The organism is Rhodococcus erythropolis NBRC 15567 (assembly GCF_001552595.1).
In the GTDB taxonomy this organism is placed as follows: domain Bacteria; phylum Actinomycetota; class Actinomycetes; order Mycobacteriales; family Mycobacteriaceae; genus Rhodococcus_F; species Rhodococcus_F erythropolis.
Genome location: NZ_BCRM01000018.1, coordinates 26,385 through 41,451, shown reverse-complemented (window position 1 = coordinate 41,451; position 15,067 = coordinate 26,385). Strand labels below are relative to the sequence as shown.

The window sequence follows — 15,067 nt, the reverse complement described above, 5'->3', positions numbered from 1 at the left end:
AATCGTAGGGCTAGTCGGCGGCATACTCTGCCTCCCGTTCGATGGATTCGATGTGACGACGCGGTACCTTGACCGGGCCAGGGGTGTAGGTGACGGCGCGCAGCGCGCCGCTGTACCGGAATGGTCCGTGGCGTCGTCGTACTTCCCACGACACAGGTCCTCTGGCGTCGACCCCGACCGAGATGCCGGTCCACGGCGCCATCCCGACCAGTTGTACTTGCCCGAGCAGTTGGCCCGCGTGAATGCCGTCGACGCTGACGTGGAGATCCCAACGCAACCGCGGTAACACCGCCACGGACACGTCGATTTGCCTGGTGACGACCGGCAATGGCCCCGCATCGACCACGGAGTAGGAACCGAAGGCGTTGTATCCGAGATGCAGGTTGCCGTCCTCGACGTAGAGAAGATATCCACCTTGTGGATCCCCATGGGCGACAAGGACGCCGGCGTCGCCTTCGCGGTAACCGTCGAGTTCGATCGTGATGTCGAAGTCACGGAACCCGATCAGTTTGGATGAGCGGTAGCGCTCCAGTGGGGGCGTTCCCGCAAGTAGTCGCACCGGGCGTGAGAGTGCCTCCTCCTCCGGACGGCGAACCGCGCCGACGGTATTGCCCAGTAGAGGAAACACGGTGTTCGCCCACGCCGAGTGGTCCCAGGCCTCGGCGAGTTCGCGAACCTTGTCGGGAAACCGTGATGCGAGGTCGTCGAGCTCGGTCGGGTCGGCTCGGACGTCGAACAATTGCCAGTGCGGTTTGTCGATGTCAGCTGGAGCGAGCGCCAGCAGTTTCCATCCGTCCTTGTAGTAGCCGCGGATTCCGGTCACCTCGGTGTACTGCTCGGTGTGGGTACTCGGAGCGGTGGGTGAACGCAGAACCGGCGCGCTCGACGCGCCGTCGAACTCCTTGACAGGCAGCCCGTTTCGCACGGTGGGGGTTTCGATTCCGGCCAGTTCGAGAAGCGTCGGCGTCAGGTCGGTGACATACGCGAACTGGTCGCGGATCCCGTTGTCGCCCGCTTCGGGTTTCAATCCCGCGGGCCAGGACAGGAGGAAGGGAACACGGATCCCACCGGCAAAGGATTGCCCTTTGTAGAACCGGAAGGGGGTGTTGGACGTCTGCCCCCATCCACGTGGATAGTGCACGCCCAATTCAGGTCCGCCGATGAGGGATTCGTCGTGTGGGACATCGCCCACCCAGTCCGGATCCTGAATATGTGCGAACTGCGCGAAGTAGCTTCGAGTCCCGTCCGAACCGCCCTCGGCGGTGCCGCCGTTGTCCGAGGTGAAGACGATGATCGTGTTGTCGAGTTCGCCCAGTTCGTCCAGGGTGTCGACGATGCGTCCGACGCTCTGATCGATCGAGTCGACCATCGCCGCGTACACCTCCATGTAGCGGGCGAACCGAGACTGCACCTCCGGCGTGAGCGAATCCCATTCGGGCACGTCGAACCCGGGTTCGGAGTTACGCGGTGCCTGTCGTGTCCCCTCCGGAAAGAGTCCCTGCAGTAGCTGAGAGGCGAACCGCGACTCGCGGATTCGATCCCAGCCCTCGTCGTAGCGACCGCGGTATTTCGCCTGATCGGCGGGTTTGGCCTGTAAGGGTCCGTGCATGGCGACGTGTGCGAAGTAGAGAAAGAACGGCTTGTCCTGATCGTGGGCGCGAAGGTCCTTGATGTACCCGACAGCCTTGTCGGTCAGATCGTCGGTGAGGTAGTAGCCCTCGGGATACTCGTCGACGTCGACCACAGAATTGTCGGAGATCAGTTGATTGGGGTAGTAGAAGGAGTTGAGTCCTTCGAGTGAGCCGTAGTAGCGATCGAATCCACGCTGTGTCGGCCAGGAGTCACGACTTCGTCCCGGGGCGAGGTTTGCGTCGCGCACGAGATGCCACTTGCCCACCGCATAGGTCGCATAGCCCGCGCCGCGGAGGATTTCGGGGAGTGTCTGGACGTCGTCGGCCAATTCCAGACGCAGTCCGGGGTATCCCGGATCGGCGTTGGCGACAAATCCGTACCCGGCGCGGTGCGGATTGAGGCCGGTGAGAAGCGCGGCGCGCGACGGCGAGCAGAGGGGCGTCGTGTGATAGTTGGTCATTCGAATGCCCTGCGAGGCAAGGCGGTCGAGGGTGGGAGTCTCGATCTCGGAGCCGAACGGTCCGATGTCGCTGTATCCCATGTCGTCGATCAGAACCACGACGATGTTGGGTGATCCGAGAGCCGGGGTCGTGGCTGTGGGCCACGCCGGGGTCGAATCGGCTGCGGTTCGGCCGATTCGACCCTCGAAGCCTTCGTAACCGCGCGCGTGCGGCGGAAGGGCGGAATCTGCGTGAGTCATGAGTTGTTCGAGGCACCTTCTGCCGCAACTGCACCTTCGATAACCGAATACTCGGAAGCGTCGCCGGCGATACTGCGGCTTCGTTCCCCATGGATGTTGACCGGGATGTCGCCGGCAAGTGTGATGCGCTCCAGACGCCGGTACTGGTTGTCGTAGTCTGCGATCGCGTAATGCTGGGTGGCCCGGTTGTCCCAGATCGCGACGTCACCCGCTTCCCAGTTCCAGCGCGTCGTGTACTCGAGCTTGATGGCGTGATCCTGCAAGAGCTTGAACACACCGTTCGACTGTTCGGTGCTCAACCCGACGAAGTTCTTGACAAAATGTCCGAGGACGAGCGTGCGTTCTCCGGTTTCGGGGTGGACACGCACCACGGGGTGCTCCGTCTCGAAATACGTTGACTGGAACTCCTCGCGGTAGGCGGACGTGCGATCTTCGGTGAGACGCTCGGCGCTGGTGGCCGCGTAATCGTAGACGTTCGTGTGGCGAGCCCAGAGGTTCTCCGCGAGCGCCTTGAGTGGATCCGGCAGTCCGTTGTACGCGGCTACCCCTGACGCCCACGTCGTGGAACCGCCGTATTCGGGTAGCTGCACCGCGCGCAGGATCGAAGCCTTGGGGATGCGATCGACGAAGGTGACGTCGGTGTGCCAACTGTTGGCCTTGCCCAGGTCCGAATCGATGGGCAGAACTTTTGCGCCGTGCGACTTCACCGTGGGGTGGGCAGTGGTCGGGGTGCCCAACAGCTGGGCGAACTCGTACTGCGAATCGTTGTCGAGGTGGTTCTGTCCGCGGAAGAAGATCACCTTGTGTTCGAGAAGCGCCTGTCGGATGAGTGAGATCGTCGCCGGATCGAGGTGCTCGCCGAGAGTGATTCCGTCGATTCGGGCGCCGATATGCGCGCCGAGGGGGGTGACAGTGCCGCGAGCGGCGCCGGCAGCCGCCCCGTTCGTTGATGCCGCGTCCGTGAGGGTCGGCTTGGCGAAAGCTGTAGACATGGTGCACCTTTCGTGGGGAGTGCACCCACCCAAACACGCGAGAATCCGCCTCGACAGGGTTGTGGTCAGTGTGATCGTTACCGCACCTGATTTGTGAATCTCGGTGAAGCTGCTACTTTTGGAGCCATGTCGACCGACCAGCCTGCCGCTTTGCGGGTCACCTATGTGACCGCTGCGCTTGGTTCGCGTCTGCCCTTGGCGCGAGAGCTGTGTTGTCGCCGCCGTTCTTTCTGCAGCTAATTTCTGCGCCTTTCCTGTCTTTCTCTTCGCTTGACCAGCGCAAAAGCTGATTTCGCGGTCGACAGAGATATGCGCCTTCTCCTCCTTCTGCAAGGGACAGCCATGTCGACACCCACCATCTCCGCCATTCCGAACATCCGATCGCGAACCGCGCTCTCGGGAACGCGGACCCGTACCCAGATCGTCGTGCCCGAACTGCGCATTGCCGACGGACCGTCCGCGACGGTGTTGCGCATTGCTCGATCCCGCGGGCCGCTCTCTCGCGATACCGCGGCGAAAGCGTCCGGACTGAGTATTGCCACCGTGAACCGGCAGGTCACGAGCCTGCTGGACCTCGGGATCCTGCGCGAACGCGCAGACTTGACAGCCTCCGGCGCCATCGGGCGTCCGCGGGTTCCGTTCGAGGTCAACCACGAGCCGTACTTGACCGTGGGCATTCATATCGGTGCCGTCGTCACCAGCATCATCGCCAGCGACATTCGTGGCAAGGTGCTCGGCGCCGTCGAGATTCCGACTCCCGCCACCAATTCTGCTGTCGCGCTTGCCACCATTGCGCGCTCGGCCAAATCGTTTGCCTCACGGTGGCACAAGCGTCGTCCACTCGCCGTCGGCGTGGCCATCGGCGGTCGCGTCGATTCGGCGACCGGAGTAGTCGATCACCCGCGCCTGGGGTGGAAGGGCGCCAAAGTCGGATCCATCATCGGAGCCGGCTTGGATCTCCCCGTCTCAGTCGCCGCCCACGTCGAGGCGATGGCTGCGTCGGAACTACTGCTCAGCACCGACCGTGCCGAAGCCCCGACGCCGGGTACTACCGGGCTGTACTTCTACGCCCGTGAAACTGCCGGTATCGCAATCACTTTCGAAGGTCGAGTACACACGCCGTCCAGCGGACCCGGTTCGATCGCGCACCTTCCGACGGGTTCGTCCGCACGGTGCACCTGCGGCGCCGTGGGTTGCCTTGAAGCAACGATCAGTGACCGCGCCGTAGTCGCGCAGGCTTTGTCTTCGGGCGCAGTGATCCAGGGCAGTGAGCGTGTCACGATCGCGGACGTCTACCGGGCTGCGTCGTCGGGTTCCATTCCGGCACACGAACTTCTGGTTGATCGAGCACGCGTCCTCGGCCGGACGGTGGCAATGCTGCGTGACCTGTTCAACCCGGATCGTGTGATTCTGGGTGGTCAGGCATTCACCGACTATCCCGCCGGAGTGCCCCATGTCGCCGAGGCTTTCTCGACGGCATCCTCGTTGGAGCGTAAGGACATTCGAATTACCGGTTTCGGTAATCGGGTCCAGGAATACGCTTCCACGGTCGTGTCACTGAGTTCACTGTTTGCTGATCCCGCTGCGGCCATGCGTCGCGCGTCGGCCGTCTGACTGCGAAGAGGGTAGTCAGAGTTCCGGTCGATCCAAGACTCGCAACCATGATCCGTCGGACTGGCGGCGCGCGACCTGCGTGCGCCCGCCGGTTCCGTCGGAAGGTTTGGTCGAGGTCATGGCGAGGTCGCCGCTGATCACCGTCGGAAGAGATTCCTCGACGGTGAATCTCGGTGCAGCTGCCAGCATCTGAGAGATCACCTCGCGGATGGCTTGGCGACCCACGGTGAGGGATCCGGGCGGGAAGGCCATCACCGCATCCTCCTCGTAGAGTGCGGCGACGGCGTCTGCGTCACCAGCGTTGGCGAACTGCACAAAAAGCTTTGCGATGTCTTCCGGGGTTCCGGCCTTCTGAACGTCATCTGTTGTTGTCATGCTTCCATCGTTCTACCACACCGGCGATAAGTCCAAGATCTAGTTTGTCTCGCAGCTAGAATTAGCAGTTATGGAACTTCGGCAGCTCGAATACTTTGTCACGGTAGTGGAGGAAGCCAACTTCACTCGCGCCGCCGAGCGGCTTCACGTAGCCCAACCGGGTGTGAGTGCCCAGGTCAAACGGCTCGAACGTGAGTTGGGGCAGGAATTGCTCGATCGTAGTGGTCGGACCGTTTGTCTGACCGACGCCGGGCGAGCTGTCCTCCCGCACGCCTACGCTGCACTTGCTTCCGTTCAGAGCACCCGCGACGCTGTCGATGCCTTGAACGGACTGGTTCGGGGTTCCGTTTCGGTCGGGATGGTCACCGCCTGCGCTTCCGCCGACCTCACAGATCTGCTCAGTCGGTTGCACAACAAACACCCCGGACTGGACATTTCGCTGGCCGAGGACGATTCGCGCAGTTTGCTTGCCGGAGTGTTGGACGGAACCTTCGACATAGCCGTCATCGGGGTGGCGGGCGAGCTGCCGGAAGGGCTCGAATCGAGGGTGATCACCGACGAACGACTGGTGGCCGGAGTGGCGGCCGATCATCCGCTGGCCGAGGTGTCGTCTCTGCCGTTTGCCGAACTCGCGACGCAATCGGTCATCTGTCTGCCGGAGGGAACCGGCATCAGAACGTGTCTGGACTTCGCGTGCGCCGCCGCCGGCACCAAGCCGACGGTTGCGCTCGAGGCAAGCAACCTCGGCATCATCGTTTCATTGGCAGCGCAGGGGCTGGGAATGGCCGTGCTTCCGGAGTCGACAGTGGGGGAGTTGCATCGGATCGATCTCGAACCGGAAGCACGATCTCGGCTGGAATTGGTCTGGCGTTCGTCGGGCGGCAAGAATCCGGCGGCCTCTGCTCTCATCGATCTTGCGAGAGCTGTTCCCGCCGAGTGAGTTCGGCCTGCGCCCGATCCAATCCGCCGTGCTCGAGAGCAGCCAACCGTGACCTGTCCTTCCAGACTATGGTGCCGCGCCGGCGGACGATGACCGACATGGTTCCACCGAGATGCTCGAGCGCTCCTGGCACGTTTCGACGCTCGGCAGGTATCGGAACAGGAAGAATATGTGCGTCGGCGATGGGCGCGGTCCCGTCGATGTCGACGCTCCAGTTCCGGCTGTAGCCGCGAAGAGTCCAGCGATCGTCGGACACCGTCGTCTCCACCTGTGACGTCAGCGGATTACCCAGCCGCAATACCGTTCCGTCCGGTAGCGCGGCAACGACGGCGGTGACTTCGGTGCGCAGAGGTCCGGCGCTGACCTGGCCGCCGGCAAACGCCACGCAGGCTCGAGGATCGGTGAACCCCTGTGCCTGTCCCCACCACCAGGATTCCGGGAATCCTCCCTTTCCCCAGTTCTTCTCGCCGTACACCTGTGCCCCGGTGAGATCCCAGTTCTGCCCGTCGATGACGGCGCTTCCCTCGACCCGGCCGCCGAGCAGCCACGGATGCCAGTATTGATTGAGTGCGGGAACTGATTGGAAGTAGCTCGATCCCCCGAAGCGGCGATGCGGCCAGAATCGCTGATTGCTGATCCGTACGTCGAGATGGCTGTCGCCGAAATCGACCTGCAGTCGATCGGCATTGCCGCGGAAAGCGTTGTCGGCGTAGGCCCCCAGGATCCGTGGATCGGCCGATCCGCTCGGATGTTCGGCGGTACGGAGGAATCCGCCTGGATGCGCCGCGAGACCGAGCGTCGACCAGTTGCCGCCGTCGGACTTGTTGATTCCGGCGAGCGCGATCACCACCCGTCCGCTGCCTGGCATCGTGAATCGCCAGAAGTAACCCTCCATCGCAACATCATGGGAGGCAAGCAGATTGCCGTACGGCAGGGTGGCACCCGAGGCGCGGTACGCGGGACGCTTCACGGTCCCAGTACTGCCTGTGATGCGGTGACCTGAGCGACGAGGCGGCCCTCGTCGTCGCGAATCTCGGTCACGACCGCGACGGTGCTGCGCCCCGCATGCAGTGGCCGGGCGGTTGCGGTGACCGTGCCCTTGCGCACCCCGCGAGTGAACACGGTCGACGAACTGGTGGTGGAAGTGCTTGCACCGGGCGGAAGATTGAGGAATGCACAGACGGCGCCGACGCTGTCTGCCAGCGTCATCAAGGCGCCGCCGTGCATTCCGTTGCCGGCGGTGGTGCGGTGGCTGTCCCAATCCAGATGGCCGACAACCTGTTCGGGTGCCGCGCTGTCCAACTGAATTCCGGTGTGAACTGCAAAAGGCATGCTCGCGACAAGTTGTTCGAGGTCCATGCCTACCGATGGTAACGAGCCGCCGAAACCTCCGTCGGGACTTCGGTTTATCGAGGGCGGTGACTTCAGAGGGGAAGGGCGGTTTCGGACAGACCTTCCGGCGCGTTGCGGCGACGGAACCACTCGGTGCCGAATGCCGCGGCGAGCTGCTCCGTCGGCATTTCGAGGAACGGGCCGAAATCGCCGACCTGCGTTGCGTGCGCGTACATGGCCGCGCGCTTGGACGAGATCACCGAACTGACATCGACGGCGGTGGTGAGTTGGTCTGCGGGAAGCCCGAACGATTCGATGTCCGGCGGCTGCGCCTCTTCGGTCCACTCGGGGTTGGCCTGCATCAGCATCTTCATGTGATCGCGGTTGGTGGACGCCTCGTAGACGAACGGCGTGCCTGCGAGTTCTGCAGCCCGGACGCCGACGTGGTGGACCTGGATGTGATCCGGGTGCCCGTATCCGCCGTTGGGGTCGTAGATGGTCAGGACATCGGCGTTCTCTTCACGAAGAACCTCGGCAAGACGCTCGGCGGCCTTCTCGACGTCGACGTTGCAGAACGCTTCCGGATTCTCGTTCTCGGGCGTACCCACCATCCCCGAATCCGGGTAATGCAGGGACACGACGCGATTGGCGCCCAACGCGTCGGTGGACGCCTCGAGTTCACGGCTGCGGCGCTGAGCCAACGTCTCGTATTCGTCCAACAGGCCGTCGGGGAATTCACCGAGAGCACCGTCGGTAGCGGTGACGACTACGACGCGGTGACCTGCGTCGGCGGCCATTCTCATCACGCCACCCGTAGTGAAAACTTCGTCATCGGGATGGGCGTGGAAACACACCAGGACACTCATTCGCGCAATCGTAAGGCAAGTTACCGACAGGTCAACCCGAGCGCACAGTGAAAACGATTTGTCGAGTCGGCCTCGGCTCTGTGAACCTTGTTCAGTGCACGAGAAGCTGACATGAGCGAATCCACCAACAAAGGCCTGCTGAGCGCCTACCGCGAGATCTTTGCCGCCCCCGGTTCGGTCGCCTTCTCGGCCGCCGGATTTGTCGCAAGGCTGCCGATCGCCATGATCGGCATCGGAATCGTGACGATGATCTCGCAACTTCGTGGTGACTACGCGCTCGCCGGCGCGCTCGCCGCAGTTTTCGCGCTGTCGTCGGCGATCATCGCGCCCGCGGTCTCACGTGCGGTCGACCGCTTCGGACAGCGTGCGGTCCTGCCGATTGCCGCAGCCGTGAGCGTCACGGCGATCGGGGCGCTCCTGCTCGCAGTGCGGATGGAAGCTCCCGATTGGCTGCTTTTCGTTCTGGTCGTCCCCGGCGGCGCCACCCCGACGATCGGCGCGATGATCCGCGCCAGGTGGGTGGCGATCTATGTCGGAAAACCTCAGCTGCGCACCGCCTTCGCCTTCGAATCCGTGGTGGACGAACTCTGTTTCGTGGCGGGCCCCGTCATTTCGGTCGGCCTGAGTATCGGGCTCTTTCCCGAGGCCGGACCGCTGGCGGGACTGATTCTGCTGGTCACCGGAACCCTGCTGCTGGTCATACAGCGCGGAACCGAACCGAAGGTGCATCCGCGCCGACCCGGCCGCGGACGGTCGGTTCTCGGTAACCACGTGATGTGGATCGTCATCGTGATCATGGTGATGCTCGGAACGATCTTCGGCGTCATCGACGTCGGCGCCATCGCGTTCACCCAGGAACAGAATTCGCCGGGATCCGCGACGCTGGTCCTCGCGCTGTTCGCCGGCGGTTCGGGAATCGCGGGACTGATCTTCGGGTCGATGCACCCGGCGCGATCACTGCGCGGACAGTTGATGATCGCGTCCTCCGCCGTCGCCGTTCTCAGCGTCCCACTTCTCCTGGTCGGAAACGTGGCCGCACTCGCGGGCGCATACGTGTTGGCGGGCGCGACCGTCGCACCGACGCTCATCATCGCGACAGCCCTGGTCGAACAGATCGTCCCCCCGGAAAAGCTCACGGAGGGAATGACCCTGACGGTCACCGGCCTCGGCGTCGGCGTGGCGCTCGGGTCTGCGCTGGCCGGGCAACTGATCGACCGGTACGGCGTCCCGTCGGCGTACATGCTCGCGGTCGGCGCTGCAGTCGCAGCCTCTATCGTGACGGCATGTCTATTCGTGAAGCCGTCAGCGTCGACGGCACGTCCATCGTCTATCGAGTAACCGGAAATTCGGCGGGGACCCCGCTGGTGCTGCTGCACGGCTGGGCTCAGTCGTCGCAGTGCTGGGGCGAGCAGGTCCTCGCGGACCTGGCTGCGGACTACCGCCTGATCGCTGTCGATCTGCGCGGCCACGGTTACTCCGATGCTCCCGAAACCGGATACGACGACTCCGCGAACTGGGCCGGCGACGTCGCGGCTGTTCTCGCGGCAGAAGGCGTCGCCGAGAACGCGATACTGCTCGGCTGGTCGTACGGCGGTCTGGTGATCTGCGATTATCTGGCAGCGCACGGAACCGGTGCGGTGGCGGGTGCGGTTCTGGTCGGTGCGATCACCAGCATCGGCCGCGGTGAGAAGGGCGGCAAGGTCGGCTCGGCGATGCGTAGCGCGGTTCCCGGCGCGATGTCCGAAGATCCCCGCGAGGCGATCAGGGCACTCGGCGCTTTCGGCAACGCTCTCACCGGCCCACCCGAGGGCAAGGGCGCAGCGTCGCAGGCCTTGTTCGGGTACAGCCTCTCGACCCGTCCGCGGGTACGAGCAGCATTGTTCAACCGTGCTGTCGGTCACGACGACTTGCTTCGTAACCTGGATATCCCCGTTCTCGTTCTGCACGGAACCGAGGACTCCGTCGTCGACGTGAGTGCAGGTAAGCACGCCGAGGAACTGATTCCCAAGTCCCAGGCGTCGTACTGGGAAGGCTGCAATCACGGCCCGTTCGTGGAGGATCCGACACGATTCGTGTCCGAAGTGCGAACCTTCATCTCGAGCCTCGGTTAGAGTTCGCGCCCGGTGAGGGGGCAGTATGGAGTCGTGACGCCCATGCACATTTCGCGCCCTCGCCGGGTGGCCGTTCTCTCGGTCCACACCTCGCCATTGGCGCAACCCGGCACCGGTGACGCGGGTGGGATGAACGTCTACGTTCTGCAATCCGCGATTCAGCTCGCCAAACGTGGCGTCGAGGTGGAGATATTCACCCGCGCGACGTCCTCGGCCGACGCGCCCGTGGTGGACGCCGCTCCCGGAGTGCGGGTTCGGAACATCGCAGCTGGTCCCTTCGAAGGGCTGGACAAGGCGGATCTGCCGACTCAACTGTGTGCCTTCGTCGCGGGCGTTCTACGGGAGGAAGCGCGACACGAGCCCGGGTACTACAGCCTGATCCACTCGCACTACTGGTTGTCCGGGCAGGTCGGCTGGCTGGCTCGCGACCGTTGGGGCGTCCCCCTCGTACACACTGCCCACACCCTCGCGGCGGTGAAGAATCTTTCGCTTGCCGATGGAGACACCCCGGAGCCGGCAGCACGTCAGATCGGCGAGCAGCAAGTAGTCGCCGAGTCCGATCGCCTGGTCGCCAACACCACCGACGAAGCCAAGGCGCTGCACGAGTTGTACGGCGCAGATCCCACGCGTATCGACGTCGTGGCTCCCGGCGCCGATCTCACCCGCTACCGACCGGGCGATCGCGATTCCGCCCGCGCGTCGTTGGGGTTGGACCCGGGCGAGATCGTCGTGACTTTCGTCGGCCGCATCCAACCGCTCAAAGCGCCGGACGTTCTGCTGCGTGCTGCCGCCGAAGTGATCAGCCGCAGCCCCGGGTTGCCGTTGCGCATCCTCGTCGTCGGTGGACCGTCCGGAACTGGTCTCGCGCGGCCGGACGTGCTGATCGAACTTGCACGATCACTCGGCATCACCGCGCAGGTGACGTTCTTGCCGCCGCAGGCACCGGAGCGTCTCGCCGATGTGTACCGTGCCTCGGATCTGGTTGCGGTGCCGAGCTATTCGGAGTCCTTCGGGTTGGTCGCCATCGAAGCTCAAGCCTGCGGAACTCCCGTGATCGCCGCCGACGTCGGCGGACTGGGAGTAGCCGTACGCAACGGGGAGACAGGCCTGCTGGTTCAAGGACACCGCACCGAAGACTGGGCCGGCGCCCTCGAATCTTTGGTGACAGCGCCGACGCGCTTGGCCGAACTCGCCACGCAGGCACCGCGTCACGCCGAGAATTTCTCGTGGGAACACACCGCGGACGGTTTGCTCGAGAGCTATCGCAAAGCCGCAGTCAACTACAACAACGGAACCGGTCCAAGCGACTTCTCGCCCCGCCGTGCGCGGGGTCTGTGGCGTCTGCGCCGGACCGGGGGAGTGCGTACATGAGCAGCATTTCGGACACCATCGAGCAGGCTCTCACCGAGCGCGAACTCGAATTCAACAGAAAAGACGACGCGCATTTCATCGTCGAACTTCCCGGTGAACACAAACTCAAGACGTCGACTCTGCTCACCGTCGGCAATCACGGTGTGCGGGTCGAGGCCTTCGTGTGCCGCAAGGTGGACGAGAATTTCGAAGGCGTCTACAAGTTCCTGCTCAAGCGCAACCGTCGTCTGTACGGGGTGGCATACACACTCGACAAGGTCGGGGACATCTACCTGGTCGGCAAGATCGCGGAGCATGCCGTGACCGGCGATGAACTCGACCGAGTGCTCGGTCAGGTTCTCGAAGCCGCCGACGGCGATTTCAACGTCATCCTCGAACTCGGCTTCTCCTCGTCCATCAAGCGTGAGTGGGCGTGGCGGGTGTCGCGAGGCGAGTCGCTGGCGAATCTCGAACCGTTCAAGCACCTCATCGAGGAGGAGCCCGCGCAGAGCTGATCGAGCGGGGTGAGACACATCGCGGATGTGTCACGTAAAGTGACCTTTACTTGTGACTGTCGTCACGGAATAATACTGTTCCCGTGAGTCACAGTAAGTTGGTCACACCACCCCGCCGCGCAACTTTTCGAGGAGCACAGTGAGCTTCAAGAGTCCGTTCCCCGACGTTGAAATCCCCAACCTCAGCGTCTACGACTTCCTGTTCGGAAATACCGACCCCGCAGACCTCGACAAGACGGCATTCGTCGAGGGCAGTTCGGGCGCAGTCACCACATACGCTTCGCTGATCGCACAGATCAACGGCGTTGCAGGCGCTCTCGCAGCGCGCGGACTCGCCGTCGGCGACGTGGTCGGGCTGCATTCGCCCAACGTCCCGGCCTTCGGTTCCGTCTTCCACGGCATCCTTCGTGCCGGTGGCGTCGCGACCACGATCAACGCGCTCTACACCGCCGAGGACATCGCCAAGCAGCTCACCGATTCCAAGGCCAAGTTCCTCTTCACCGTCTCGCCGCTCCTGCCTCAGGCAAAGGCAGCTGCTGACCTGGTCGGTATCCCGGCTGAGAACGTCTTCGTGCTCGACGGTGCCGAAGGCCATCTGTCGCTGCGAGATCTGCTCGGCGAGGGCGCAGCGGCGCCCGAGGTCTCCTTCGATCCGGCCACCCAGCTCGCGGTGCTGCCGTACTCGTCTGGCACCACCGGCCGACCCAAGGGGGTCATGCTGACCCATCGGAACCTCGTGGCCAACGTCTGCCAGATCATTCCGCGGATGGGCATCGAGACCGACGACAAGATTCTCGCGGTCCTGCCGTTCTTCCACATCTACGGCATGACTGTCCTGCTCAACGCTGCGCTCTACCGCCGCGCGAGCCTCATCACGATGCCGAAGTTCGATCTCGTCGAGTTCCTGCGGATCGTCGCCGAGCAGAAGTCGACGTACATCTTCGTCGCACCGCCCGTTGCCGTCGCGCTGGCAAAGCACCCGCTCGTCGATCAGTACGACCTCTCGAGCGTGCACACCATCTTCTCCGGTGCGGCCCCGCTCGACGCGGCACTCGGCAAGGCCGTCGCCGACCGGTTGAACTGCCACGTCCGCCAGGGCTACGGCATGTCCGAGATGAGCCCGGTCTCGCACGCGATCCCCTTCGATCGTGACGACATCGCCCTCGACACGTGCGGTCCGACCATCGCCAACATGGAATGCAAGCTCGTCGACCCCGGAACGGGCGAAGAGGTCGCGTACCCGGCTCTCGGCTCGGACGGCGTCAGCGAGCCCGGCGAACTGTGGTGCAAGGGCCCGAACATCATGCTCGGCTACCTCGGCAACGACCAGGCCACCAAGGACACCCTCGACGACGACGGTTACCTGCACACCGGTGACATTGCGACCGTCGACGGCGACGGCGTCGTCAAGATCGTCGACCGCCTCAAGGAACTGATCAAGTACAAGGGCTACCAGGTTCCCCCGGCGGAACTCGAGGCCTTGCTGCTGACCCACCCGCAGATCGCCGACGCCGCCGTGATCGGCGTGCTCGACGCAGAGGGCGAAGAGGTCCCGAAGGCATTCGTCGTGCTCCAGGACGGCGCCGAGTTGACCGAAGCCGACGTGATCTCGTTCGTCGCCGAGCGCGTCTCGCCGCACAAGAAGGTTCGCCAGGTTTCGTTCATCAGTACCGTGCCGAAATCCGCGGCCGGAAAGATCCTCCGCAAGGATCTGCGAACTGCGGAAGTAGCCCCGAGCTGATTTCCGGACAGGGTTGATCAAGAAGGGTTCCGGTACTCGTGCCAGGATGAACGCCATGAGTATCGGAACCCTGGTCCTGCTCCGCCACGGCGAGAGCGAATGGAATGCACTCAATCTGTTCACCGGCTGGGTGGACGTACACCTGACAGACAAGGGCATGGCCGAGGGCAAGCGCGCCGGCGAACTGCTCGCCGAGCACAACCTGTTGCCCGACGTTCTCTACACGTCTCTGCTGCGCCGCGCGATCAGCACGGCCAACCTCGCACTCGACGCCGCCGATCGCCACTGGATCCCGGTAGTGCGCGACTGGCGTCTCAACGAGCGCCACTACGGCGCTCTGCAGGGCAAGAACAAGGCGCAGACCAAGGAAGAGTACGGAAACGAGCAGTTCATGCTCTGGCGTCGTAGCTACGACACCCCGCCGCCCGCCATCGAAGCCGGCAGCGAGTACAGCCAGGACACCGATCCCCGGTACGCGAACCTCGACGAGGTTCCCTTGACCGAGTGCCTGCTCGACGTCGTCAAGCGTCTGATCCCGTACTGGGAGGACACCATCTCCCAGGAGCTGCTCGCCGGCCGGAACGTGCTGGTCACCGCACACGGCAACTCGCTGCGTGCACTGGTCAAGCACCTCGACGGCATCTCGGACGAGGACATCGCGGGCCTGAACATCCCGACCGGAATCCCGCTGCGCTACGACCTCGACGAGAACCTGAAGCCGCTCAATCCCGGCGGCACCTACCTGGATCCGGAGGCCGCAGCTGCCGGTGCCGCCGCGGTGGCGAATCAGGGCGGAAAGTAGCAACCCGATGATGTGCGTCGAGGCCCCCCGAACAGTGTTTTCGGGGGGCCTCGGCCAACAACAGATGAACGACGAACCAACGCCGTCCACCTGGCGG

14 protein-coding genes are annotated in these 15,067 nt (G+C 63.8%); 8 read left to right on the top strand and 6 right to left on the bottom strand.

Annotated elements, in window-relative coordinates; translation table 11 throughout:
* Nucleotides 1-10: 10 nt before the first annotated feature.
* Nucleotides 11-2,332 (bottom strand): arylsulfatase, encoded by a 2,322-nt coding sequence (locus RE4_RS21045; protein WP_060939284.1) that lies wholly within the window; start codon nt 2,330-2,332, stop codon nt 11-13.
* Nucleotides 2,329-3,324 (bottom strand): TauD/TfdA dioxygenase family protein, encoded by a 996-nt coding sequence (locus RE4_RS21040; RefSeq protein ID WP_060939283.1) that lies wholly within the window; start codon nt 3,322-3,324, stop codon nt 2,329-2,331. The genes RE4_RS21045 and RE4_RS21040 overlap by 4 nt, the downstream gene beginning before the upstream one ends.
* 342 nt (nt 3,325-3,666) lie before the next feature.
* Here RE4_RS21040 and RE4_RS21035 point away from each other — a divergent pair, with 342 nt between their 5' ends.
* Nucleotides 3,667-4,938, top strand: coding sequence for an ROK family transcriptional regulator (locus RE4_RS21035; protein WP_020906761.1), 1,272 nt, complete (start codon nt 3,667-3,669; stop codon nt 4,936-4,938).
* Nucleotides 4,939-4,953: 15 nt separating this feature from the next.
* On the opposite strand, the gene RE4_RS21030 is transcribed toward RE4_RS21035, so the two are convergent.
* Complete coding sequence (locus RE4_RS21030; protein WP_019744400.1) at nt 4,954-5,313, bottom strand: YybH family protein; 360 nt, start codon at nt 5,311-5,313, stop codon at nt 4,954-4,956.
* Between the two features lie 70 nt (nt 5,314-5,383).
* On the opposite strand from RE4_RS21030, the gene RE4_RS21025 reads away from it, so the two are divergent.
* The gene (locus RE4_RS21025; RefSeq protein ID WP_020968922.1) at nt 5,384-6,253 is read left to right on the top strand and encodes a LysR family transcriptional regulator; all 870 of its coding nucleotides are present in this window, start codon (nt 5,384-5,386) and stop codon (nt 6,251-6,253) included.
* Here the strand turns inward: RE4_RS21025 and RE4_RS21020 are convergent.
* The 3 genes from RE4_RS21020 to RE4_RS21010 all read right to left on the bottom strand — a co-directional run bounded on the left by RE4_RS21020 (nt 6,219) and on the right by RE4_RS21010 (nt 8,451).
* Complete coding sequence (locus RE4_RS21020) at nt 6,219-7,223, bottom strand: tocopherol cyclase family protein (protein ID WP_060939282.1); 1,005 nt, start codon at nt 7,221-7,223, stop codon at nt 6,219-6,221. The genes RE4_RS21025 and RE4_RS21020 overlap by 35 nt on opposite strands.
* A complete protein-coding gene (locus tag RE4_RS21015) occupies nt 7,220-7,612 on the bottom strand; it encodes a PaaI family thioesterase (protein WP_003942017.1) in 393 nt (130 codons plus the stop codon). Before RE4_RS21015 ends, RE4_RS21020 begins: the two co-directional genes overlap by 4 nt.
* Before the next feature lie 65 nt (nt 7,613-7,677).
* A complete protein-coding gene (locus RE4_RS21010) occupies nt 7,678-8,451 on the bottom strand; it encodes a PIG-L family deacetylase (protein WP_019744397.1) in 774 nt (257 codons plus the stop codon).
* 111 nt (nt 8,452-8,562) lie between these two features.
* Here RE4_RS21010 and RE4_RS21005 point away from each other — a divergent pair, with 111 nt between their 5' ends.
* From RE4_RS21005 to RE4_RS20980, 6 genes are all read left to right on the top strand, one after another.
* Nucleotides 8,563-9,789 carry an MFS transporter gene (locus RE4_RS21005; protein ID WP_020968925.1) on the top strand — a complete coding sequence of 409 codons (1,227 nt, stop codon included), beginning with the start codon at nt 8,563-8,565 and terminating at the stop codon, nt 9,787-9,789.
* The gene (locus RE4_RS21000; RefSeq protein WP_029536763.1) at nt 9,735-10,562 is read left to right on the top strand and encodes an alpha/beta fold hydrolase; all 828 of its coding nucleotides are present in this window, start codon (nt 9,735-9,737) and stop codon (nt 10,560-10,562) included. Before RE4_RS21005 ends, RE4_RS21000 begins: the two co-directional genes overlap by 55 nt.
* 42 nt (nt 10,563-10,604) lie before the next feature.
* Nucleotides 10,605-11,933: a D-inositol-3-phosphate glycosyltransferase gene (gene mshA, locus RE4_RS20995; RefSeq protein WP_020968926.1), complete on the top strand. Its 1,329-nt coding sequence runs from the start codon at nt 10,605-10,607 to the stop codon at nt 11,931-11,933.
* The gene (locus RE4_RS20990) at nt 11,930-12,427 is read left to right on the top strand and encodes a type III secretion system chaperone family protein (protein ID WP_060939281.1); all 498 of its coding nucleotides are present in this window, start codon (nt 11,930-11,932) and stop codon (nt 12,425-12,427) included. The genes mshA and RE4_RS20990 overlap by 4 nt, the downstream gene beginning before the upstream one ends.
* A gap of 139 nt (nt 12,428-12,566) precedes the next feature.
* Entirely contained in the window at nt 12,567-14,168 is a 1,602-nt protein-coding gene (locus RE4_RS20985; protein WP_029254834.1) for an AMP-binding protein, read from the top strand.
* A gap of 46 nt (nt 14,169-14,214) precedes the next feature.
* A complete protein-coding gene (locus tag RE4_RS20980) occupies nt 14,215-14,970 on the top strand; it encodes a phosphoglyceromutase (RefSeq protein WP_003941992.1) in 756 nt (251 codons plus the stop codon).
* Nucleotides 14,971-15,067: the final 97 nt, after the last annotated feature.